The sequence below is a fragment of the Kangsaoukella pontilimi genome (assembly GCF_009830125.1).
GTDB classification, from domain to species: Bacteria; Pseudomonadota; Alphaproteobacteria; order Rhodobacterales; family Rhodobacteraceae; genus Kangsaoukella; species Kangsaoukella pontilimi.
This window is the reverse complement of the sequence record NZ_WUPT01000001.1, coordinates 360,757-382,762: the sequence shown is the minus strand read 5'-3', so window position 1 is coordinate 382,762 and position 22,006 is coordinate 360,757. Positions and strand designations below refer to the sequence as shown.

Sequence of the window (22,006 nt, the reverse complement as noted above, 5' to 3'; positions counted from 1 at the left end):
CACCTCCAGCCCGTTGCACGAAATGACATCACGCACGGCAAAGGACCGAATTGTCGGGCGACACCTAATTCCTCGCCAATCAAACCTTCACGCAGTCGGCGAAGAAGTCGACCTCTCCCTTGCCACCTGTCTCGCTCATTAGCCCGTGAATATCGGTCTCAAATCCCGGGCACTCGCGTGCAAATTCACGGTTGAAACGCAGGTAGTCGACGATCTTGGCGTTGAAGACTTCGCCTGGCACAAGAAGCGGGATACCGGGCGGGTACGGCGTCACCAGGCTGGTGGTCACACGGCCTTCGAGATCGTCGATGGCGACCCTTTCGGTCGTCCGCCGCGCAATGTGAGAGAATGCCTCGGAGGGTGTCATGGCCGGGTGGTGATCGCCAAGGTAGATTTCGGTCGAGAGCCGCGCCACGTCGTACTTCCGGTAAAGCTCATGGACGTGCTGAGACAGATCCCTCAGACCCATACCTTCGTAGCGCGGCTGCTTGGCGCAGAACTCCGGCATGATCCGCCAGAGCGGCTGGTTTCGGTCGTAGTCGTCCTTGCACTGCTGGAGCGCCGCCAGAAGCGTGTTCCAGCGCCCCTTGGTGATGCCGATCGTGAACATGATGAAGAAGCTGTAGAGGCCGGTCTTCTCGACAACGACCCCGTGCTCGGCAAGGTACTTGGACACGATGGCGGCCGGAATGCCCGTGTCCTCGAACCGGCCGTCGATATTCAGCCCCGGCGTGATGATGGTCGCCTTGATCGGGTCCAGCATATTGAAGCCGCGCGCGATGTCTCCAAAGCCATGCCATGCGTCCTCGCCCGAACTCTCGACGCCAGCGCTGTCCGTCTTCTTGAGCTCCCAGTCACGCGCGCGCCCTATACCCTCGGCCGAGAGGTCTTCCGGCCCCCAGACCTGGAACCACCAGTCTTCGCCGAACTCTTCGTCGACCTTTCGCATGGCGCGCCGGAAATCGAGTGCCTCCATAAGGCTTTCCTCGACCAGCGCGGTGCCGCCGGGCGGCTCCATCATGGCTGCCGCCACATCACAGCTGGCGATGATCGAATACTGGGGACTGGTGGAGGTGTGCATGAGATAGGATTCGTTGAACAACTGCCGATCCAGATGATCTTCTTCGGAATCCTGCACCAGGATGTGGCTCGCCTGGCTGATGCCCGCCAGCAGCTTGTGGACGGACTGCGTCGCATAGGTCATCGAGCGCTTCATCCGTGGCCGCTTGCGGCCCATCGCATGATAGGTGCCATAGAACGAGTGAAAGGCAGCATGGGGCAGCCATGCCTCGTCGAAATGCAGTGTGTCCACATAGCCGTCGAGCAATTGCTTGATCTCTTCGGTGTTGTAGAGGACGCCGTCATAGGTCGACTGGGTAAGCGACAGGATGCGGGGCTTCACCTTATCCGTGTCCACCCCTTCGAGAAGCGGGTTGGTCTTGATCTTTGCCTTGATCGCCTCGGGCTCGAAGTCCGCTCGCTGGATCGGGCCGATGATGCCCCAATGGTTTCGCGTCGGCTTGAGAAAGATCGGGATCGCGCCGGTCATGATGATCGAGTGCAGGATGGACTTGTGGCAGTTCCGGTCGACCAGCACCACGTCTCCCGGGGCCACGTTGTGGTGCCAGACCATCTTGTTCGAAGTCGATGTCCCGTTCGTGACAAAAAAGCAGTGGTCGGCGTTGAAGATCCGCGCGGCATTTCGCTCCGACGCTCCGATTGCCCCGTTGTGATCCAGAAGCTGGCCCAGTTCCTCGACCGCATTGCAGACATCGGCGCGAAGCATGTTCTCGCCATAGAACTGATGATACATCTGTCCGACTGGCGACTTCAGGAACGCGACGCCTCCGGAGTGACCCGGGCAGTGCCAGGAATAGGAACCGTCCTCGGCGTAATCCAGAAGCGCCTTGAAGAACGGCGGCTGGATGCCTTCGAGGTAGCTTTTGGCCTCGCGAATGATGTGTCGGGCCACGAACTCGGGAGTATCCTCGAACATGTGGATGAAGCCGTGCAACTCACGCAGAATATCGTTGGGCAGGTGCCGCGACGTCTTTGTTTCCCCGTAGACATATATCGGGACGTCCGCGTTCTTGCTGCGGACCTCCTCGATGAAGCTGCGAAGATTCAGGACAGCAGGGTCCAGCTCGGGTCCCGGGGTGAATTCCTCGTCATCGATCGAAAGGATAAAGGCCGAAGCGCGGCTTTGCTGCTGTGCGAATTGCGACAGGTCCCCATAGCTTGTTGCGCCCAGAACCTCGAAACCCTCACTTTCGAAAGCCTGAGCCAACGCGCGAATCCCTAGCCCGGAGGTGTTCTCGGATCGGAAATCCTCGTCGATTACAATGATGGGAAAGCGGAACTTCATTAGCCTATCCTTCGAAGGAGCGCTGGCGGTGAGCCGTTACTCAACGCCGTGTCGAGCGGCGTCAAGGCTCGCCAACGCGACTAGAGCGAGTGTTTCGTGCACATTCCAGCGTTAAAGACATCTCTACCGGCCAGCCCGCAACTTTCGCATCCCAACGTCGAATGACATCGCCGCGAAAAGCGACCTCGATGACAACCTCTGCGCCGAGGCGCTGGAGCGAATATCAGAAGGTGGAAGGGTCGAGAAATGGGAGTAACCGCCTCCAATCGGCATGAAATAACCAGACATTGTCCCGCACGGACCAGGAAGAGCTTCCGTATGCCCTAAAGTCGAGGAAGACGGATCCAATTCATAAGGTAATCGTTCTGAGCTCGAGGCGGACAGAAATTCTCGGTACCTTATCGACCCATCTGGTTGTACTGATTGTTGAAATTGCGGTTCTCAAACAGAGGTCAAGGATGATTCAGACAACAATTGCGGGGAGTCTGCCAAAGACGAGCTGGCTTGCCGAGCCCGAAAAACTTTGGGCTGGGTGGCGGCTGGAAGGTGATCAGCTGATCGAGGGGCAGCAGGATGCCGCACTCTGCTGGCTCAAGATCCAGGACGAGGCCGGTATCGACATTCAGTCCGACGGTGAGCAATTCCGGAAGCATTTTGTCCACGGTTTCCTGGAAGAGGTCGACGGCATCGACTGGAACCTGATGACCACGATGGGCATCCGGGACAACCGGTATGACGCCTCGGTGCCGACAGTCACATCGGAGGTCAGGCGGAAGAAATCCGTGCATGGCGACAGCGTGAAGTTCCTCCGCAAACATGCCACGCAGCAGCTGAAGTTCACCCTGCCGGGGCCGATGACGATCTGTGACACGATTGCCGACAATCACTATGGCGAGCGGTCGAAGATGGCGATGGCATTCGCCGAGTTGCTGAACGAAGAGGCCCTAGAACTGGAAGCGCTTGGAGTCGACGTAATCCAGTTCGACGAGCCTGCTTTCAATGCCTTCATGCACCTCGTTCCGGAATGGGGCGTCGACTGTCTTCACCGCGCCATTCAGGGCCTGAAGTGCAAGACCGCCGTGCACATCTGCTACGGCTATGGCATCAAGCAGAACATCGACTGGAAGGAAACGCTCGGCGATGAATGGCGGCAGTATGAGGAATTCTTCCCCGCCCTGAATGCCAGCCGCATCGATCAGGTTTCTCTGGAATGCGCGGACTCGCACGTGCCCCTGTCAGTGATGTCGGAGTTGAAGGAAAAGGAAGTTTTGGTCGGCGCCATCAACGTCGCGACGAACGAAATCGAGACACCCGAGAAAGTCGCTTCGACCCTTCGAGCAGCGATGGAATTCGTCGATCCCGAGCGGCTGATCGCCTGCACCAACTGCGGTATGGCGCCGTTGCCACGAAGTGTTGCCGAAGGCAAATTACACGCTTTGGGAAGAGGGGCTGAAATCATACGGAAAGAGCTGGCGGCACGCTAGAACCCGACGCCACTGCCCGGTCCGAATGTCGGTTTCGTCCGCAGAGCGGTCATTCAGCGGTTTGTAGTTACTGAGAGCCTGCTGAACTCGTCAGATGTCCGCTGAAAGCCCGATGCGGACACTTTTGCCGTATGGTGATATGGTCCCACAATTAGAGGCGCTCATGCATCCAAGAACCGCGCTTTTCGAGGATGGATGAATGATCATGCACTAGCAAACACATCGGACCAATCAGATCAGGCTAGCCAGTTGCGCATCCCGATCGAGCGGGATTACGGAAATTTCCCGATGTCTTTTCGTGCTTAACCCTACCGGATGCCGACCTTCGAGGATCGCCGAGGAACTGCGACCATCAGCGCCCGCGCTCAACGTTCCGGATCGTCGGTCACGATGTGTCAGGGCTTTGCCGACATCCGGCCACCGACCGTGGCACTTTGTGCCGAGGGCACGATGATCGTTCGCATCAGATTGACCGCCGCCTGGGTTCCATCGATGACCGGCACGGGACAGTTGGTCGACAACCGGCGCGCAAGACCTGCAAGCGGTCCGCCGCCCAGGACGATGCAGGCAGCTCCACGACGGGACATCTGGGCACAAAGCTCTGCCAGCTGTCCCTCGTACCGTGTCTGGACCGTGCCCGGATCGCCGAAATCGTCATCTTCGACAAAAGTGATGTCCAGCAAAGAGTCGCTCAGATCCGCCTCTTCGACCTTCGCGCGAAGGCCGGGAACGAGGCCACGGCCGAACGTCACGATCCCGAAGGGGCCACCGATGGATTGCGCCGTCAGGAAGGCCGCGCTGGCGATGCCGATGACCGGGATATCGGGCCGGATCGCGCGGACTTGCTCGGCGCCTGTGTTGCCGAAGGACGCCAGAACGATACCGTCGCAGGGCGCGTCGTAGGCGTGTACCGTTTCGACGACGGCACGGGTGGCCTCCTCCGCATCATGATCGGTGACGATCAGCTCCGGCCCCCAGCTCGGGCAAAGCGTAGTAAAGTGGTCGCCCGGCAATGCCGCGGCATTCGCAGCGACCCGGATGCGGTCTGTGACTCCACGCGACGTGTTCGGGTTTATGACCAGAAGCCGCATCAGAGAATGACCGACGGAAGCCAGAGCGAGAGCGCCGGGATCAGGTTGACCAGAAGAAGCGCAACCAGCATCGCCGCGATGAACATCAGCATGGACGGCACGATTTTGGCGATTGAAATCTTCGCAATGGCGCAGGTGATCAGAACCACCGAGGCGACCGGCGGCGTCTGCTGCCCGATCCCGAGATTGATCGTCAGGATCAGGCCGAAATGCACCCTGTCGATGCCGAGCTGATCCGCCAGTGGCAGGAAAATCGGGACCAGCATCAGGATCGCGGGCGTTCCGTGGATGATCGTGCCGGCCAGCAGGAAGAAGACGTTGATCGCAAGGAGCACGACCCAGTAATTCTCGGAAATGCCGAGAATTGCCTGCGCGATATCCTGCGGAATGCGCTGGTTGGTCAGATACCAGCCGAGGAGTGTCGAGGTCGCCACGATGAACATCAGCATGGCCGAGCGCTTGCCCGCGATCCGAAGCGTATCGACCAGCGTCCCGAGCTTCACCGTGCGGTAGACCAGCATCGCCAGCACGATGGACCAGAAGGCTGCGATGGCGCCCGCCTCGGTCGCGGTGAATATTCCGCCAAGGATACCGGCCAGCACGAGGATCGGCAGCGTCAGGGGTATCGCTGCGTCCTTTCCGGTCTCGATGACGCGGGCAAACGAGAATGCGCCTTCTGTCGGGTAACCCCGTTTCACCGAGATGATGTATGCCGTACCCATCAGCAGCCCGCAGACCAGGAAGCCCGGCAGGATGCCCGCCGCAAAAAGCTCGGCGATCGAGGTGTTCGCGACATAGGCGTAGAGAATGAGGTTCAGGCTGGGCGGGACGATGATGGCCATCGTGGCCGAGGTCGACGTCACCGCCGCTGCAAAGGCGGCGGGATAGCCCCTCTTCCGCATCTGCGGGATCATCACCGACCCGATCGCGGCGGCATCCGATGTGGCGGTCCCGGAGATTTCGGAGAAGAACAGCGAAGTCAGAATGTTGACATGCGCGAGACCGCCGCGAATGTGCCCCACGAGCGACGAAGCGAAGGCGATCAGTTTCTCCGCGATCCTGCCCTGGTTCATGATCTCGCCCGCGATCATGAACAAAAGCGCCGCGACCAGAAGATAGTTGTTGGCCCCGCCGAAGGGTATCAGCCCCATGATCTGGGGCACGACGCCGGGGTCCAGCAGGATCATCACCGCAGCCGTGACGCCCAGAACGAAGGCGATCGGCAGACCGGCGATCAGAAGGGTGACGAGCAGGATCAGAATGATCCATCCGGGTTCCAGAAACATCACGCGTCGCTTTCCGGCAAGAGATCCATGGGGTCGATCCGACCGGTGGCAATGCCGACCAGACGCACCATGCAGACAAGGGTGATCAGGGCGCCTCCGAAGGGCATGGCAGCCCGAAACAGCGCCATCGGCGCGTCGATCGAGATGAGCGAACGTCCGACGAAACTGGCCGCGGCAAGCCCCCCGTACCACGCCAGAAGCGCGCCGAAGCCCGCCATCAGGACAAGGTTCAAGGCGGTGACGATCCGCTGCATCGCCGGTGGCATAACCCTGAGGACCGCGTCGAAGCCCAGATGTTCGTTGGTGCGGGTCAGGTAGGCGGCACCGACGAAAGTCAGCGTAGCCAGCAGATAGGCAGGGAGTTCCTCGCCCCATGACACACTGTCGTTGAGAACGAACCGGGCGAAGACCGCCCAGTTCAGCAGGATCAGCAAGAGGCCCGCAAGTCCGACCACGATGGCATCCAACAAGGCGCTGAGCCAACGGTCCGTCTTCAGGATGAGCACTTCGAGCAGGTTCATGTCGGGCCTCTGTCTGCGGGATTATTCGATTCCGAGCGCGTCTTTGGTCGCCGCGATCATGTCGGCGCCGATGACGTCGACGAATGTCGGGCTTTCATAAAGCGGAGCCGCCGCCGACTGGAACGCCGCGAAGTCGATCTCGTTGACCTCGAGCTTGTCGGAAAGGGCCGCGATCGTCTCGGTGTCGGTGTTCTCGCCCCATTCGAAGGACCATGGCGCGACCTCTTTGGCGACCGAGATGACGGTGTCGCGCAGGTCCTCGTCAAGCGAGGCGAGGAAGGGCTCACCGATGACGAGGAAGGTCGGAAGGTAAACGTGGTTCGACAGGGACATGTAGCCCTGCACCTCGTAGAGTTTCGCCGTATCGACAACGTTCGCCGGATTCTCCTGTCCGTCGATGGTGCCCTGATCCAGCGCGGAATAGACCTCGCCAAAGGACAGAGGGGTCGCGTTGGCGCCAAGCGTGTTGAACATCTCGACGCGCTGCCGGTTGGTGGGAGTGCGGATCTTGAGACCATCCAGATCGGCCGGCGTCACGATCGGACGCACATTGTTGGTGATCTGACGGAACCCGTTGTCCCACATCGCTGCCAGAACCATACCAGAGCCTTCAAAGCCTTCGGCCAGCATCTCGCCCGCCGGGCTGTCGATGAAGGTCTGAACCGCGGCGCGGTCCTCGAACAGGTAGGGCAGATCGAAAATCGACGTCCGTGTGTTGATCTGCGAGACTGCGGAGGCGGACAGGGACGCCTGATGAGTGCCGAAGCCGAGCCCCTGAAGGACGTCTTCTTCCTTCCCGAGCGTGTTCGACATGAAGATCTGCACGTCGATCTCGCCGGGCGCGGCCGCTTCCAGCCGTTTCTCGTATTCCTGCAGGAAGACGTGGGCAAAGGAGCCCTCGGGCAGCGACGAATTGATCTGCATGACAGCTTCTGCAGAGGCCGCGATCGGCAGGGCGAACAGGCTGGTGGCGGCAATCAGACTCAAGCGGGAGATCGTCATTTGATGGTCCTTTCGGTCATTGATTGAGAGTGGGGCGACTCGACCTCCACTTGTGAAAAATCATTTTCCCAATACGGCAATCATGAAAATCATTTTTCTCAAAAAATCAAACGCCAGACAAGAACTGCCCGAAAAAACGGCGCAGAAGCGGGTGAGATCCGGGTGATTTGTGCGCCGCGCGAATTCTCGGCGCGGATTGCGGCGCGCGAGTCTGCGCGATCAAAGTTCGTCGAAACGCCTGTGTCCGTCCTCGATCGCGGCCATCCGGCCCCGACCCGCCGCGCCTGAGAGTTCGATGACCCGGGCAGCGACCAGATTGCATACCGCCATGCTTGCTACATGGTTCATCAGCGGCCCGGCGGTCGTGGTCGCGCAGGTCAGGTACCAATCCGCCTCCGCCAGCTCGGGGCTCGGCCGATCCTGAAGAACGGCAAGCCCCGCCCCAGCCTTTCGCGCCGCGTCCGCGACCGCGCCAACGAGCTTTGGCTTGCGCCGCAGCGCAATCAGCATCACCACGTCCTCCGCCCTGAGCGACGCGAGACTTTCCGCCATCGTCTCGCCTGCCCGCGGCAGCACGGTCACATTCGGCAGCACCTGAGACGTCTGCCAGCCCAGATACTGCGCGAAGGACTGGCCGGCCCTGAAGCCGATGAACCAGACCCGCGGCGCCGCCAGCATCGCCCGCGCGAGCCCGTCGATCAGCTCATCCTCCAGACCGCTGTAGGTCACCTCAAGGTTCTGCTGCGAGGTTTCGAAATGCCGTGCCACGGCTCCGTTGCCGGTCGGCATGGTGTTGGAGAACCGAAGGAGCGCGGTTCCCGCCCGCTGCTCGTCACGGACTGCACGGCGCGCTTCGTCAAAGGACCCATAGCCGATCCGGCGAACGAAACGCGACACCGTCGCATTCGAGACGCTGGCCAGCTCGGCAATCTCCGTCGCCGTGTAGCCGACCATCTCTCCCGGAAAGTCCAGCACAAGGTCCGCGAGCTTGCGCTCGCTCGGATTGAGCTCGGGAAGCGCTTCGGTCACGCGCGCCAGAAAAGGTTTGGTCTGATCAATACTCATCGCCGACAAGATGCGTGCCATCGCCTCCCGCGTAAACCGATTAGTGACGTCCGCCGAGGGGCGCCGGTGACAGTTCTCCAAGCAGAGCCACAGACCCGTATGCAAGGAAGCGGGCCGCCCGTAGCAGCCCCAGCGTGACTGCGATTCGGTGATCCCGCCACACCTAGTGCCACCGGCGCCTTCCATGAGGATATTCTCAGGTGAGCGGCGGTCCGTGCTTCGGCATTAATGGCATCGCCGCACCCGAAGCTGTTTAACCCGGAGAGTTTCGAGCTACAGTTGCCGTCACGGGAGGACGGACATGCAAATTGGGAAAGCCGGCAAGGCCACGACGTCGATTTCCACCGCAACGCCAGACGCGATCACGGTGAGAGGCCAGGATTTGGTCACGGATCTGATGGGGCACCTCAGCTTCACGGAATATTTTTATCTGCTGACGACCGGCCGCAAGCCCACCGAAGAGCAGACATTCTTTCTGGACCTGCTGCTTGTGTCGATTGCAGAGCACGGCCTCGTGCCGACAAATCAGGCCGCGCGAATGACATACGCCGCCGACCCGGACTTCCTTCAAGGCGCTGTCGCCGCCGGCCTCCTCGGGTGCGGAAAGGTCATTCTCGGAACCACGGAAATCGCCGGCCAGTTTCTGCGGGAGACGAAAACCCGGATGGATCAGAATGGCGAGACCGTGGACGACATCATTGCCCGGATGCGGGACGAGAACCTGCGCATCCCCGGGTTCGGACACCCGCTGCACAAGCCGGTTGATCCGCGGGCGCAGCGTATTCTCGCACTGGCAGAAGAACGCGGTGTCGCGGGCCCCTATTCCAGGCTCGCCCGCGACATCGAAGATGCCGTTGCGCGCATCTGGCCCAAGCCGATCCCCATGAATGTGTCCTTCGCAATTCCGGCCGTGCTCTTGGACCTCGACTTTCCGGTCGCCGTTCTGAAGGCAATTCCGATCCTTGCCAGAACCGCGAGCCTGCTGGCCCATCTGGCGGAAGAAAGCGAGACGCCGATCGGCTTCGCGCTGGCACACCATGCGGAAATGGGGATCACGTTTGTCCCCACGGCGTCGACCGAATGAACCCGGCGACCGCAGAGGACCTGCCTTGGCATGAACGGCAGTTGACGGCGGACCCCGCCTACCGGTCCCAGCTGGACTATCTTCTCGGCAATTCTCTTTTCTACAGAGAGAAACTTGCGGCTGCAGGAGTGGCCTCGGCAGAGGACGCGGGTGGTCTCGCCGATATCCACGAACTTCCCTTCACTGAAAAGGACGAGTTGCGGGCCTCGCGTGACGAACAGCACCCCATCGGCAAGCACCTCGCGGCGCCCATGGAGGACGTGGTCCGCGTCTATTCGACCAGCGGAACGACGGGAACCCCAAGCTACATCCCGCTGACCGCCGACGACCTGAGCGCCTGGATCGAGATCTCGACCCGCTCCTACGGGGCAAGCGGGCTGACATCCGGCGAACGGATGGTCACCACCTACAACGCAGGTCCCTTCGTGGCCGGAGTGACGCTCGACGCGTTCGCCGAGATCGGCGTTTGCCATATTCCGGTCGGCGCCGGGAACACCGAGCGTCTGATGACGGCCGTACAGCTTCTGAAACCAACGGTCCTTGGGTGCACGCCGTCCTATGCGCTGCATCTCGCCGAATGGGCACTCGACCGTGGCATCGACACTGCGTCCTCAGCGGTCAACAAGATACTCGTCGCCGGTGAACCAGGCGGCGGCGAGCCAGAGATGCGGAAGCGCATCGAAGAGGCCTGGGGCGCCAAGGTGACCGAAGCGATGGGGATCGGAGACATCTCGGTCTCGCTCTGGGGCGAATGCCACGAGCAGAACGGAATGCATTTCTCTGGAGAGGGCTTCGTTCACGTCGAACTGATCGACCCCGAAACCGGTGCGCCGCTGCCCTTTGAGGACGGCGCGGAAGGCGAGCTTGTCTACACCCATCTTCGGCACCGGGCGGCGCCCCTTCTGCGGTTTCGGTCGCGGGACCGGGTGCGGGTCGCAGCAGGGACCTGTCCGTGCGGCCGCACCACACCTCGCGTCCGCTGCATAGGGCGAACCGACGATCTTCTGATCGTCCGGGGCGTGAATGTGTATCCGTCCGCCATCCGGGACGTGGTCGGCAGGTTCGGCCATGTCGTGAGCGGAACAGTTTCGATCCGGCCGAAAGCGCGAGCCGTCAAACAGACGCCCCCGTTGCCCGTGACAGTTGAACTTGGGCGGGATGCCCGCCCCGAAGAAGACCTCGCGGACCGTATTCGCACGCGCATTCGCGACGAACTCCTTGTAACAACTGAAGTAGCATTGGTCCCCTTCGGAACACTGCCAAGGACGGACTACAAATCGAAACTGGTAGACTGGTCCCAGGCGGACTAACTGTCAGATCGGGAGGAACGATATGTCGAAATCAAATGAGATCAGAAAGATCCAGACGCAGGGCGTGCATCACATCACGCTCAACGGTGCTGACCGGCAGACGTCGATTGACTTCTGGGAAGGCGTTCTCGGGATGCCATTCGTCTTCGATCAGCCAAACCTCGACAATCCGAAAGAGGGTCATCTCTACTTCGATCCGGGCGATGGCCGCCTCATCACGATCTTCACCAACGAAGAGCGCAAGCCCGATCCCACCCCGCCCCCTGAGGCCATTGGGTCGCTTCATCACCTCGCTCTGAATGTCAGCCAGGCCACGTTCTGGCAGGTCGCGGCACGGCTGGATGCGCGCGGCGTCAAGCACTCGGGCCCGGTCGACCGCGGCTTTATGGATTCCATCTACTTCCGCGATCCTCTTGGTCTCAGGCTCGAACTCGCAAGCTACAGGTTCGAGCCACCGGAAGGGTGCCGGCATGCCGACGTGATGATCGAAGCGCATAGAATTCGCGTCGAGCGTGGAGACCATCATATCGATCGGGAGCACCTTGCTGACGCAATCGAGCTGCTCGTCGAACGCCGGCAAAGTTCGTTGTCCGACGACAGATCACCGCGAAAGGCCTACTAAACCGGGCTCTTGTCGCCTGCCCCCACTGCCGTTGCCAGCAGCGCCGGTCACAGCGGCCTTAAGCTGGCCGGCAAATGGCTGTTTCGGGCGCGGAACGGACATATGACAAGGCAGCATATGCCCCGGCGGCCCCGAAGGCGGGCGCGTATACGTCTCGCATCCTCTGCCTCCGCATGCCCGGCACACAGCAGTGCCAGCTAATGTGCCGCCTCTTTGCAGGCGGCAGATTTCATTGGGACGCAGTTCCAAGGACAACCTCTGCCAGCGCCGCCTCCAGCGCGGGCACTAGGTCGGTGGAGTCATCGACAACACCAACGTCGGAATTGATCTGAAACGCGATGGTAAGGTCGTGATCGGCGTAGTGCCTCAGACTTGAAACGTAACCGGGGATCCAGCCGCCATGCCCCAGAACGGTCCCGTAGGGCGTGCCCTGATAGATCGCGACCCCGCTTCCATAGAAGACCCCCGGTGCATCCGCGTGTACGGAAACGCCATCGCGTAAATCGGGCAGGTAATCCGATGGCAGGACACGTCCGGTGAACAAAGCGTTCCCCCACAGGGCGAGGTCCGCCGAGGTCGAGGCAAAACCGCCCCCTGTCCATTCGATGGCGGGATTCCAGGTCAGCTTTCCGGTTTCGTCCATCGTACGCACAGGCAGGCCGAAGGGGTTGTCGGGCGTGGTGTACCCGACGGCGAGCCCTTCGAGTTCAGGCGCGTCGGATGGGGTGGTAGACCGAAGACCGACCGGGGCCAGAAGTCGATCCTGAGCAAGTGAAAAGACAGACTCACCGGTGGCTGCCTCAATCACAAGACCAAGAAGCAGGTAGCCTGTGTCGGTGTATGCCCAGGCAGTGCCGGCCTCGAAGAGGGGTGGCGCGTCCAGCACCAGCGCGACGGCCTTCGCCGGATCGAAAGGGCTGGTTTCGCCCAGTGCGATCAGCGCCTCGGCGGCCCCATCCATGTGAACATGATCCGGGAGGCCGGAGGTATGCGTCAGAAGCTGACCGACAGTCATGGTGTCAGCATTCGGAAGGTGCGCAAACCAAGGCTGAGACCCCAGATAGACGGAGACGAGATCAGACCGATCCAGCGACCCGTCCGCTTCCAGAGAGAGTGTCAGGGCACCCCAGACCGTCTTGCCGATACTGGCAGCCAGCATCCTGCTTTCGGGCCGCATCGGAGTGTTCGCCTCAACGTCCGCCATACCGACAGCGACGGTGTCGATATCGCCGGTTCTGTTTACGACGGCCACGGTTGCGCCGGGAAAGCCATAGTCCTCGTGGAAGGCTTCGAGCACGTCCTGAATGGCGTTTTTCAACTCCGAAGGACCCGCGAGGGTCTGCTGCGCAAAGGCTCCGGCGGGCAAGAGCAGTGCGATGGCAATTGCAAGGGCACGTTTCATTGGTCTGCCCCCTGTTCGCCGGGGATGACTTCGGTCACGGCACCCGTGCGGTGCAGCATGGTCTCGCGGTTCCACCAGACGACAACAACCGTGACGGCAAGGTAAAGCCATGTGTCGTAGGGCTGGGCATCCGGCCAGATCGGGAAGATCAGTTGCCAGTGAAAAAGCATCGGCCACAAAAGGCTGCCGCGGGACGCATTGAAAATCGGTGTCACGAGAACCGCCAACGTGATGTTGCCAATGAAAAACGGCAGGAAGTTCCATGTCGCGAAAACCGTTCCCGACAGGAAGAACGCGGGAAGGTGCCAAATTCCCCAGATCGTGCCGATGATCATCCCGGCCCAGAGCGGCGCCACGTGGCGTTGCAGGATGGGTTGTGCGACGCCGCGCCAGCCGAATTCCTCGATGGGTCCAAGGAAGAGCATCATGAAAGTGAGGGCGATCATCGCGCTGACGCCTTCGGGGGGCAGCGGCGCAAGCAGCGGACCACCTTTCGCCAGAGAGCCAAGCATGTAGATGGCGGGAAGTCCGACGGCGATGAGCAGGATCCAAGGAGACGGAATGCGCCACAGGAAAAGTCGGGAGAGAAAGCCTTTCAGGCCTGCCGTGCCGCCGTAGATCAGAACGAGGCCAAAGGCCGAGATCGCCGGCGCCCAGGTTGCAAGGAAGAAGAACGGATGAGACCCGGTGATCTCGCCGAAGCGCGCACTCGACCAGTCAGGCGCCACGATGTAGATCGCGACTATACCCCATGTGATCGCGAAGGTGACGGCGACGAAGACGAAAAGTGCGTAGGACGGGATGCGTTTCGGTGCAGCTATTTGTGCCATGGGATGACTCCCCCGGATATGTGGTTGAAGAGAGCAGTCCCGGACAGCGCGGTCCGGTGACTTGCTTGGCTCCGTCGCCATTGCCGCCGCCTAATGGCGCGTTGGCGATCACTGTGTGTTGGACTGCTCATGCCCCTACCCCATGGTCCCGGCTGGGTTCATGAAGTGAAAACTGCCCGGTTTTGCCCCAAGCGCCTTTTCGATCACCGACTGCATTACAAGGCGCCGCTCGCGGAGTTCGGCCTCGGTAAAGCCGAACATGCCGCCGTCGGTCAGAAACTGTGCTCCGGTGAATAGAAACTGAATGGTCTCAAGGGGTCTCTCGACGTCGAACTCCCCCTCCGCGATCCCTTGCTCGACGATCGTCGCAAGGATTGGCGAAAGCCGAAGAATAGTCTGGATATTCGTCAGTTCGTGAAGTGCGCGGTTCTCCGGGAGATGCAGCATTTCGGCGACTTCGGGACCGTCGTCGTTTCCGATATGGCTGTTGCCGAGCAGCGCCTCCATTTTTTGAAGAGCCGAGAGCGACGCATCGTCCGCGACACCCTGCGCCATCTCGACAATCTGATCGAGCGTCTTGTCCACGATCGCCTGAAGGATCTCGGGCTTGGACTTGAAGTAATAGTAGAACGTGCCCTTCGCGACGCCGATCTCGCGAATAATCATCTCGACCGAACACTTGTCGTAGCCATGCGCTCGAAACAGGCGACCCGCCGTCTCGATGATCTCCTCGCGCCGCTCTTCCGGGGCTTTGACTATTCGGGCCAATGCGATTCTCCGTTTCGACAATCCTTACTGACTGACGGTCAGTCAGTCAAGAAGTGAGCGAAGAGCCCGAGACATCTGCCGACGCAGATCCCACGTTGACTCTAGCTGAAGTGTTTGTGCTTTCGGGCTGGCCGAAGTCTTCCGACGGGAACGGTCGGCTTTCTTTGGACCCGAATCCTGTCGCGCCGCCGTTCGCCGGACCGCGCTCGCCAAAGTGGTATTATTTCGGTCGCGCGAACGCTCTCGGCCTAGCCCAAGCTGCCAGTCCTGAATGGCGCCGCCGCAAGACGATGCCGATAGCCGGGATCAGGAAACCGAAGAGCGCGACGCCTCGTCATACTCTTTGTGCAGCCTCTCAACCAACTCGACCTCATCGCGCGAGCCCAGAATGACAGGGACACGCTGGTGCGGCGTGAGCGGTTGCACATCCAGAATACGTTCCCGCCCGGTCGAGGCCGCGCCTCCGGCCTGTTCGATCAGGAACGCCATGGGATTGGCTTCGTAGAACAGCCGCAGTTTGCCGCCGGCATCCGAGTTCCGCTCATCGATAGGGTAAAGGAAGATCCCTCCGCGCAGGAGTATGCGATGGACTTCGGCGACCATCGAAGCAATCCACCGCATGTTGAAGTATTTGCCGCGCGGCCCGTTTTCTCCGGCGACGCAGTCGTCGATGTAGCGCTTCACCGGGGGCTCCCACCATTGTGCCCGCGAGGCATTGATCGAGAACTCCGCCGCTTCCGGAGGAATGGAAATACTGCTGTGCGTGTGACGGAATTCGCCGATATTGCCATCCAGCGTAAAGCCGTCGACGCCTCGGCCGATCGACAGGACAAGCATGGTCGACGGACCGTAAAGAGCGTAGCCGGCGGCCACCTGCTCGACACCCGGCCTCAGAACGGTCTCGTATGTAATAACGTCCGGCACCTCCGGCAGGCGCAGGATCGAAAAGATCGAGCCCACAGAGACGTTGATGTCGATATTCGATGAGCCGTCGAGCGGATCGAAGAAGAGCACGTATTGCCCTTTCGGAAAACGCTCCGGGATCTGATAGATTTCTTCAAGCTCTTCCGAGACCATTGCCGCCAGAACACCGCTGAATTCGCAGCGCCTCAGAAAGATGTCGTTGGCGATCACGTCGAGCTTCTTTTGCGTCTCTCCCTGCACGTTCTCGGATTCGAGGCTGCCGAGGACATCGGCAAGCGCGCCATTCTTCAGACTGTTCGAGATCGCCTTGCAGGCAGTTGCCACGCCGTGGAGCAAGGTCATCAAGTCCCGGTCGCTCTCTGACCGACGGCGCTCGTTCAGCAGGAACTGCATGTACGTCATCGAGGTGTCGGTCATCTTCATTCCTTCCTGTTCGTCCGTCAGGCCTGGGGACCCGTCAGCTCTGAATATGCGCGTTCCCCGCGCGTGATCTGCTTCCAAAGAACACTCTTTGCGAGATCGACCTCGCCAGATTTCAGATACTCGACGATCTCTGCGTGTTCGGCAAATGACACGTCGGTACGGTGCGCCCGCGCGCCCGAAGATCGTGAAGAAATTCGGCTATACCCTTCGGATTCCCTGACAAACGAGAAATTCCCGCGGGGACCGGGAGAGTGACACAGGCGGCGTCCGGCTCAATCGCCGTAGCGCCGAGCTGGCTGCCAACGGTGCCGGAGGCTATGGCCGCGTCAGTGCGGATCGTATTCGTACATCCCCGTCTTGTCGTTGTGGTGCAGCTCGTAGAGGTCCCATTTCTCGCCCTCCGAGCGCGGCTCTTCCAGTTTCTGCGCCAGAAGGATCGTGTCGCCGAGCGCGCGGAGCGTGATCATCCCGTAGACGGCGACGTTCCGGTCCTTCTTCTCCTGCATGTCCTGCTCGATCTCGCGCCGTTTATCGGGATCGGCCTCCGCTTCAAGTCTCGCCTCGAACGCCCTGAGAATGTTCAGGTAATTGATGACAGGCGTGAATTCGCGCGTGGACCGTGCCAGTTCCGTCGAGAAGATCAATGGCCGCCGCCCCCGGCCATGCTTGCCAAAAGTTCCAAGCGCATCGGGCCGCGGGTGGGAATGGCTTTCCTCATCCCCCGATGAGATGACCGTCACCACGGGGTTCAGCGCGGCAAGGAAGGCGTCCATGATGTGGGACGACCCGTGATGGCAGGCTTTTGCGACATCCACCTGAAAGGTCTGCCGCGCGGTCTGGATGATCCCGTCCAGCTTCGCGCGATCGCGGTCCAGCTTGGCCTGATCCTCGGCGGTGATCTGGTTGCCCTCCGCCTCGAACCCCGCAATCTTCTTCTCAAGAGACGACGTCTTCTTCGGTCCTCCGGCATAAAGACTGAGCAGAAAGTCCTGCGCCTGTGTGTTCAGATCGCCGCCCAGCATGACGGCCAGCTTGCCGTAGGTCAGCTTCAGGATCACGGAATGCCCGTTCTTGGTCACGCCCTCTGCGCCGAGCTTCCGCAGGCCGTCCCGCGTCTGACCGTCATGGGTGACCGGCTCGTAGATCGGGCCGAGCACCTCGAAGGCAAGCGGGCTGCCCGTGCCGTCGAACTTGTCGAAGAACACACGGGTGCCGTTCTCCAGCTGCGACCGCTTCCGCCCGAGGGATCGGAAGGTCGCCGTCTTCGTGTTCGCAAGGCAGGCCCGATAGGTCGAGATTAACTGCTTTCGCGTGTCGGGGAACGCGTTGACGATCTCCTTCAGGCGCTTGTTCGTATGCGCCACATCCCACAGCATCTTCGGGCTCCCGTCGACATAGCCGCCCAGGTCGTCGGGATAGGACAAGGCGGGGTCTTCAGGCTCGTCGGGGCGTTCTACGATACCGTTGTGGAAGACCTTGTCGAAGGACAGCTTCGGGTTGTCGAAGACCTGGCGGAAGCCGAGGTAATGGTCATTGTCGGGATGCGAGACGACGACATAGTCGATCTTCCATGGCTCGCGCTCGGGCTTGGCCGGATCGAAGTCCGGCGCACGTCGCACGTTCCGGCTGCGGAGATTGTACCGCCAGCTCAGGAACCGCTCCATGTTCGTGCCGACGCCCGCGTCGATCAGGATAATCTCGTCATCGGGTGTCACGATATGACAGCCGTCGCCCTGCCCGATATCGACGAAATTGATCTCGAGCGCGCGAGTCTCGGTCACGTCGTCCTCGTGGACCCATCCTTCGTCGCCCCGGCATCTGATCCTGATGAACTCGCCATCGGTATCGCCGAGATAGCGCAGCCAATCGCCCAGAATGAGGTGGTTGCGCGCACTACCGCCCCCAGGCGCAGATTTCAAAACGACATCCGGCCGGGCGATGAAATAGCTTTTATCTGTCGAAAACGGCATTTCCGGACTCCGTGAATGACACTATCGAATGGCATCACAATAGCACAAAATGGGTGTTTCCGCCCGACATGCCATGCACCCTCCCGCATCGCATCAATGCTGGGCGTGACGACGAAGCCCCCCGGGGATGTGTTCGTTCGAGCGCAGCCGCAGTCGCACGCCGGGGATCGCGGGCCGATGACCCGGCACCGACGCGGTACCGGCAAAACAGAAAAGGCACCGGCGCGATGCGTCCGGTGCCTTTTCCTTGTCTCGGCGCCTTCTCGGGCGTTGCCCGCGCGGCTCAGCCCATCCGGTCGGCCACGATGCCGATCAGCTTCTGGTGGTCCGCGTTGAACTTGCGGATGCCCTCGGCCAGCTTCTCGGTCGCCATCGGGTCCTCGTTCATGGCCCAGCGGAAGCCCGCCTCGTCATAGGTCTCTTTGTCCGAGGCCTCGACATCGTCGGGCGACAGAACGCGGGTCAGGTCGGACTGGTCGTTGCTCATCTCTTCCAGCAGCTTCGGCGCGATGGTCAGCCGGTCGCAGCCAGCAAGCGCGGTGATCTGGCCGGTGTTCCGGAAGGACGCGCCCATGACGATCGTGTCGATGCCATGTGCCTTGTAATACGAATAGATGCTGCGAACAGACTTCACGCCCGGATCTTCTTCCGGCGCATAGCTGTCGCGGCCCTCGGCGGCCTTGTACCAATCGGTGATCCGCCCCACGAAAGGCGAGATCAGGAAGGCGCCCGCATCGGCGGCAGCCACGGCCTGCGCCTTGGCGAAGAGAAGCGTCAGGTTGCAGTCGATGCCCTCGTCCTGAAGGATCTCGGCCGCGCGGATGCCTTCCCACGTCGATGCCAGCTTGATCAGGATGCGCTCCTTGCCCAGGCCGCGCTCGGCATAATCCGCGATGATCTCGCGTCCCCGCGCGACCGAAGCCTCGGTGTCGAAGGACAGGTTGGCGTCCACCTCGGTCGAGACCCGGCCTTCGACCAGCCCGGCCAGTTCGGCGCCCACCGCGACGGTCAGCTTTGCAACGACCGCTTCCGCGTCGAGACCCGCCTTCTTGCCCGCTTCGATCTCGCGCGTGATCAGGTCTTCCGACGACGGGTCGGACAGAGCACCCAGAACGAGCGACGGGTTGGTGGTGCAATCGACCGGCTGATACTTCTTCACGGCCTCGACTTCGCCCGTATCCGCGACGACGACGCTCATCTCACGAAGCTGATCAAGTACGCTTGGCATGGTTTCTCCTTTCGGGTGGCCGCGGCTCACCGGGCCATGGCGGTTTGTTTCGCGCGTCTCTTAACGTGCCTCTCGGCTTACGTCACGTCCGCGCGCTCTCTTTGTGGTTCGGGCACGACGATGTCCGCCGGCAGGCGACCGGCAATGACCCGCCGTGCGTTTGGCAGATCGTTCTGTTCGGCGCGGGCGCGGGCGGCGTCCGGGCCGAACCCGTGGTCCAGCCAGCGCTGCACGCAGCGCTGCAGCACCGTCGCCTCGCTTGTCTCGACCCAGACCGACAGGTCCCAGATATCGGTCAGCGCCGTCCACGGCGCCTCGTTGAACAGAAGGTAATTCCCCTCGACGACGACCAGAGGGCATTCGGCAGGTACAAGCCCTGCCCCCGCAATCGCCTGATCCTGCCCACGGTCGAAGACCGGATAGACGACCTGTTCTTCTGTGCGTAGCCGCCGCATCAGCGCGACGAAGCCCGCGCCGTCGAAGGTCTCGGGCGCGCCCTTCCGCGCCCTGAGCCCACGCTCGTCCAGAAGCCGGTTGTCCAGATGGAACCCGTCCATCGGCACGTTCGCCGCCCTCACCCCCTTCGCGACAAGCGCGTCGGTCAGCGCGGCGGCGAGCGTCGACTTCCCGCCCGCGGGCGTCCCGGCAATGGCCACCAGACGGCGCCGCGCGCCGGTATCGAGCGCGAGGACGCGGTCAAGAAGGCCGTCAGGCAGTCCGAAGGATGATGGCTCAGGCGGCGGCATCTTGGGCGTCGGGCTCTTTCGCACCGGTCATCAGGGCGACGGCATCGCTCATCGTATGCTTCTTGGGGTCGATCACGCAGAGCCGGCGTCCGAGACGGTGCACATGGATGCGGTCGGCCACCTCGAAGACATGAGGCATGTTGTGGCTGATGAGAATGATCGGAATGCCGCGCGATTTCACGTCCTGGATCAGCTCCAGCACCTTGCGGCTTTCCTTGACACCAAGGGCCGCCGTCGGCTCGTCCAGAATGATGACCTTCGAACCGAAGGCGGCGGCGCGTGCCACCGCGACGCCCTGGCGCTGACCGCCCGAAAGCGTCTCGACCGCCTGGTTGATGTTCTGAATGGTCATCAGACCGAGATCGTTCAGCTTGTCGCGGGCGAATTTCTCCATCGCGGCCCGGTCGAGCTGACGAAGCCACTTGCCCATGAAGCCCGACTTCCGGATCTCGCGCCCCATGAACATGTTGTCCGTGATCGACAGCGCGGGCGACATGGCGAGCGTCTGGTACACCGTCTCGATGCCAGCGTCGCGGGCGTCCATCGGAGAGCTGAAGCTCACCTTCTCGCCGTTGAGAAAGACCTCGCCCTCGTCCGGGATCACGGCGCCCGAGACCGCCTTGATCAGGCTCGACTTGCCGGCGCCGTTGTCCCCGATGACGGCGAGGATCTCGCCCGGCATCAGATCGAAGTCGCAGTGATCGAGTGCGGTGACGCGACCGTAGCGCTTTACGAGATTACGTCCTTTGAGAATGGGTTCCATTATCCCGACACCTTTCTGATCCACTGGTCGACCGCGACGGCGGCGATGATGAGAAGACCGATGAGAAGATAGGTCCACTGCGCATCCGCCCCCATCAGGCGTAGACCCAGCGTGAAGACACCGACGATCAGCGCCCCGAAGAGCGTTCCCAGGATCGAGCCGCGCCCCCCGAAGAGCGAGATGCCCCCGATCACCACGGCGGTGATGCTTTCGATGTTGGCCAACTGGCCCGAGGTGGGTGAGACCGAGCCGATCCTTCCGATCAGGGCCCAGCCCGCGAAGGCGCAGATAAGACCGGCCAGCGCGTAGACCTGGATGAGCGTCCGCTTGACGTTAACACCGGACAGCTCAGCCGCCTCCGGATCGTCCCCGACCGCGTAGACATGTCGACCCCAGGCCGTGTGTTTCAACACATAGGCCAGAACGAAAACGAGGATCAGCATGAACACGACCCCCACGGTCAGCACTGCACCACCGACATCGAATTTAGCGCCGAAAAGCTGAAGAAGCGGAGCCTGAGCCTCGATATCCTGGCTGCGGATCGTTTCATTCGCGGAATAGAGGAAATTCGTCGCCAGAACGATTTGCCACATCCCAAGCGTGACGATGAAGGGCGGCAGCTTCACGCGCGCGACAAGCCAGCCGTTCAGCGCACCGATGGCGGTGCCCACTGCAAGACCGCAGGCGATCGCTATCGTGGGCGGCAACCCGTAGCGGAACGTGAACTGGCCCATGACGACCGAGGAAAAGACCATGATCGCCCCGACAGACAGGTCGATGCCCGCCGTCAGGATGACCAGCGACTGCGCCGCCGCGACGATACCCACGATCTGCACCTGTTGCAGGATGAGCGTCAGCGCGAAGGGGGAAAAGAATTTCGAGCCGAGAAGAAGGCCGAACATCAGGATCGAGCCGAGAAGGACGATCAGCGGCACGAAGGACGGGTTCAGATGCAGGATATGCTGCAGCCGACCGACAAATCCGCGATTGTGCTGTTCGAACTCGGCAACTCTCTCTGCGCGGTTGGCCGCGGACTCGTAGCTGTCTGAACTTTGCGTGGTTTCTGACATGATCCCCCCTAGTGCGGCGGCATTTTTCGCCGTCCGCATCGGAATATTACTT

Annotated in this window: 19 protein-coding genes; 4 read left to right on the top strand and 15 right to left on the bottom strand. The window is 61.3% G+C overall.

Translation table 11 applies throughout. From position 1 onward, the window contains the following. Positions 1-79: 79 nt before the first annotated feature. On the bottom strand, positions 80-2,365 hold the full coding sequence (locus tag GQ651_RS01965) for an arginine/lysine/ornithine decarboxylase (RefSeq protein ID WP_160762535.1): 2,286 nt from the start codon (positions 2,363-2,365) through the stop codon (positions 80-82). Positions 2,366-2,823: 458 nt separating this feature from the next. Between GQ651_RS01965 and GQ651_RS01960 the strand changes: the two genes are divergently transcribed. Next, positions 2,824-3,849 carry a methionine synthase gene (locus GQ651_RS01960; protein WP_160762534.1) on the top strand — a complete coding sequence of 342 codons (1,026 nt, stop codon included), beginning with the start codon at positions 2,824-2,826 and terminating at the stop codon, positions 3,847-3,849. Positions 3,850-4,244: 395 nt separating this feature from the next. Here the strand turns inward: GQ651_RS01960 and GQ651_RS01955 are convergent, their stop codons facing one another. The 5 genes from GQ651_RS01955 to GQ651_RS01935 all read right to left on the bottom strand — a co-directional run bounded on the left by GQ651_RS01955 (position 4,245) and on the right by GQ651_RS01935 (position 8,814). After that, positions 4,245-4,940 (bottom strand): aspartate/glutamate racemase family protein, encoded by a 696-nt coding sequence (locus tag GQ651_RS01955; protein WP_160762533.1) that lies wholly within the window; start codon positions 4,938-4,940, stop codon positions 4,245-4,247. Next, positions 4,940-6,226, bottom strand: coding sequence for a TRAP transporter large permease (locus tag GQ651_RS01950; RefSeq protein ID WP_160762532.1), 1,287 nt, complete (start codon positions 6,224-6,226; stop codon positions 4,940-4,942). Before GQ651_RS01950 ends, GQ651_RS01955 begins: the two co-directional genes overlap by 1 nt. Then, positions 6,226-6,747 carry a TRAP transporter small permease gene (locus GQ651_RS01945; protein WP_160762531.1) on the bottom strand — a complete coding sequence of 174 codons (522 nt, stop codon included), beginning with the start codon at positions 6,745-6,747 and terminating at the stop codon, positions 6,226-6,228. The genes GQ651_RS01950 and GQ651_RS01945 overlap by 1 nt, the downstream gene beginning before the upstream one ends. 21 nt (positions 6,748-6,768) lie before the next feature. Beyond that, complete coding sequence (locus GQ651_RS01940; protein WP_160762530.1) at positions 6,769-7,749, bottom strand: TRAP transporter substrate-binding protein; 981 nt, start codon at positions 7,747-7,749, stop codon at positions 6,769-6,771. Positions 7,750-7,968: 219 nt separating this feature from the next. Continuing rightward, positions 7,969-8,814 (bottom strand): MurR/RpiR family transcriptional regulator, encoded by an 846-nt coding sequence (locus tag GQ651_RS01935; RefSeq protein WP_160762529.1) that lies wholly within the window; start codon positions 8,812-8,814, stop codon positions 7,969-7,971. A gap of 301 nt (positions 8,815-9,115) precedes the next feature. Here GQ651_RS01935 and GQ651_RS01930 point away from each other — a divergent pair, with 301 nt between their 5' ends. The 3 genes from GQ651_RS01930 to GQ651_RS01920 are packed head-to-tail and all read left to right on the top strand — an operon-like array spanning position 9,116 to position 11,830. After that, positions 9,116-9,898 carry a citryl-CoA lyase gene (locus tag GQ651_RS01930; protein WP_160762528.1) on the top strand — a complete coding sequence of 261 codons (783 nt, stop codon included), beginning with the start codon at positions 9,116-9,118 and terminating at the stop codon, positions 9,896-9,898. Beyond that, the gene (locus tag GQ651_RS01925) at positions 9,895-11,208 is read left to right on the top strand and encodes a phenylacetate--CoA ligase family protein (RefSeq protein ID WP_160762527.1); all 1,314 of its coding nucleotides are present in this window, start codon (positions 9,895-9,897) and stop codon (positions 11,206-11,208) included. The genes GQ651_RS01930 and GQ651_RS01925 overlap by 4 nt, the downstream gene beginning before the upstream one ends. Before the next feature lie 40 nt (positions 11,209-11,248). Beyond that, complete coding sequence (locus GQ651_RS01920; RefSeq protein WP_160763912.1) at positions 11,249-11,830, top strand: VOC family protein; 582 nt, start codon at positions 11,249-11,251, stop codon at positions 11,828-11,830. Between the two features lie 229 nt (positions 11,831-12,059). Here the strand turns inward: GQ651_RS01920 and GQ651_RS01915 are convergent, their stop codons facing one another. The 9 genes from GQ651_RS01915 to GQ651_RS01875 form a co-directional block, all read right to left on the bottom strand. Further along, positions 12,060-13,232 carry a serine hydrolase domain-containing protein gene (locus GQ651_RS01915; RefSeq protein ID WP_160762526.1) on the bottom strand — a complete coding sequence of 391 codons (1,173 nt, stop codon included), beginning with the start codon at positions 13,230-13,232 and terminating at the stop codon, positions 12,060-12,062. Continuing rightward, a complete protein-coding gene (locus GQ651_RS01910; RefSeq protein ID WP_160762525.1) occupies positions 13,229-14,062 on the bottom strand; it encodes a CPBP family intramembrane glutamic endopeptidase in 834 nt (277 codons plus the stop codon). The genes GQ651_RS01915 and GQ651_RS01910 overlap by 4 nt, the downstream gene beginning before the upstream one ends. A gap of 135 nt (positions 14,063-14,197) precedes the next feature. Then, complete coding sequence (locus GQ651_RS01905) at positions 14,198-14,830, bottom strand: TetR/AcrR family transcriptional regulator (RefSeq protein WP_160762524.1); 633 nt, start codon at positions 14,828-14,830, stop codon at positions 14,198-14,200. A 306-nt stretch (positions 14,831-15,136) separates the two neighbouring features. Beyond that, positions 15,137-16,171: a class 1 fructose-bisphosphatase gene (locus GQ651_RS01900; protein WP_160762523.1), complete on the bottom strand. Its 1,035-nt coding sequence runs from the start codon at positions 16,169-16,171 to the stop codon at positions 15,137-15,139. Between the two features lie 332 nt (positions 16,172-16,503). Further along, complete coding sequence (locus GQ651_RS01895; protein WP_160762522.1) at positions 16,504-18,147, bottom strand: ComEC/Rec2 family competence protein; 1,644 nt, start codon at positions 18,145-18,147, stop codon at positions 16,504-16,506. 283 nt (positions 18,148-18,430) lie between these two features. Continuing rightward, complete coding sequence (tal, locus tag GQ651_RS01890) at positions 18,431-19,375, bottom strand: transaldolase (protein ID WP_160762521.1); 945 nt, start codon at positions 19,373-19,375, stop codon at positions 18,431-18,433. A 77-nt stretch (positions 19,376-19,452) separates the two neighbouring features. After that, on the bottom strand, positions 19,453-20,121 hold the full coding sequence (locus tag GQ651_RS01885; protein WP_160762520.1) for a nucleoside/nucleotide kinase family protein: 669 nt from the start codon (positions 20,119-20,121) through the stop codon (positions 19,453-19,455). Further along, entirely contained in the window at positions 20,108-20,884 is a 777-nt protein-coding gene (locus GQ651_RS01880; RefSeq protein WP_160762519.1) for an ATP-binding cassette domain-containing protein, read from the bottom strand. Before GQ651_RS01880 ends, GQ651_RS01885 begins: the two co-directional genes overlap by 14 nt. Further along, positions 20,884-21,954: an ABC transporter permease gene (locus GQ651_RS01875; protein WP_160762518.1), complete on the bottom strand. Its 1,071-nt coding sequence runs from the start codon at positions 21,952-21,954 to the stop codon at positions 20,884-20,886. Before GQ651_RS01875 ends, GQ651_RS01880 begins: the two co-directional genes overlap by 1 nt. Positions 21,955-22,006: the final 52 nt, after the last annotated feature.

What these genes read in the sequence shown, in the direction of transcription:
- GQ651_RS01910 (WP_160762525.1), bottom strand. Translation starts at nt 14,062, where the DNA reads ATGGCACAAATAGCTGCACCGAAACGCATCCCGTCCTACGCACTTTTC.
- GQ651_RS01930 (WP_160762528.1), top strand. Translation starts at nt 9,116, where the DNA reads ATGCAAATTGGGAAAGCCGGCAAGGCCACGACGTCGATTTCCACCGCA.
- GQ651_RS01875 (WP_160762518.1), bottom strand. Translation starts at nt 21,954, where the DNA reads ATGTCAGAAACCACGCAAAGTTCAGACAGCTACGAGTCCGCGGCCAAC.
- GQ651_RS01915 (WP_160762526.1), bottom strand. Translation starts at nt 13,232, where the DNA reads ATGAAACGTGCCCTTGCAATTGCCATCGCACTGCTCTTGCCCGCCGGA.
- GQ651_RS01940 (WP_160762530.1), bottom strand. Translation starts at nt 7,749, where the DNA reads ATGACGATCTCCCGCTTGAGTCTGATTGCCGCCACCAGCCTGTTCGCC.
- GQ651_RS01935 (WP_160762529.1), bottom strand. Translation starts at nt 8,814, where the DNA reads ATGAGTATTGATCAGACCAAACCTTTTCTGGCGCGCGTGACCGAAGCG.
- GQ651_RS01960 (WP_160762534.1), top strand. Translation starts at nt 2,824, where the DNA reads ATGATTCAGACAACAATTGCGGGGAGTCTGCCAAAGACGAGCTGGCTT.
- GQ651_RS01950 (WP_160762532.1), bottom strand. Translation starts at nt 6,226, where the DNA reads ATGTTTCTGGAACCCGGATGGATCATTCTGATCCTGCTCGTCACCCTT.
- GQ651_RS01945 (WP_160762531.1), bottom strand. Translation starts at nt 6,747, where the DNA reads ATGAACCTGCTCGAAGTGCTCATCCTGAAGACGGACCGTTGGCTCAGC.
- GQ651_RS01900 (WP_160762523.1), bottom strand. Translation starts at nt 16,171, where the DNA reads ATGACCGACACCTCGATGACGTACATGCAGTTCCTGCTGAACGAGCGC.
- GQ651_RS01955 (WP_160762533.1), bottom strand. Translation starts at nt 4,940, where the DNA reads ATGCGGCTTCTGGTCATAAACCCGAACACGTCGCGTGGAGTCACAGAC.
- GQ651_RS01885 (WP_160762520.1), bottom strand. Translation starts at nt 20,121, where the DNA reads ATGCCGCCGCCTGAGCCATCATCCTTCGGACTGCCTGACGGCCTTCTT.
- GQ651_RS01965 (WP_160762535.1), bottom strand. Translation starts at nt 2,365, where the DNA reads ATGAAGTTCCGCTTTCCCATCATTGTAATCGACGAGGATTTCCGATCC.
- GQ651_RS01895 (WP_160762522.1), bottom strand. Translation starts at nt 18,147, where the DNA reads ATGCCGTTTTCGACAGATAAAAGCTATTTCATCGCCCGGCCGGATGTC.
- GQ651_RS01880 (WP_160762519.1), bottom strand. Translation starts at nt 20,884, where the DNA reads ATGGAACCCATTCTCAAAGGACGTAATCTCGTAAAGCGCTACGGTCGC.
- GQ651_RS01925 (WP_160762527.1), top strand. Translation starts at nt 9,895, where the DNA reads ATGAACCCGGCGACCGCAGAGGACCTGCCTTGGCATGAACGGCAGTTG.
- tal (WP_160762521.1), bottom strand. Translation starts at nt 19,375, where the DNA reads ATGCCAAGCGTACTTGATCAGCTTCGTGAGATGAGCGTCGTCGTCGCG.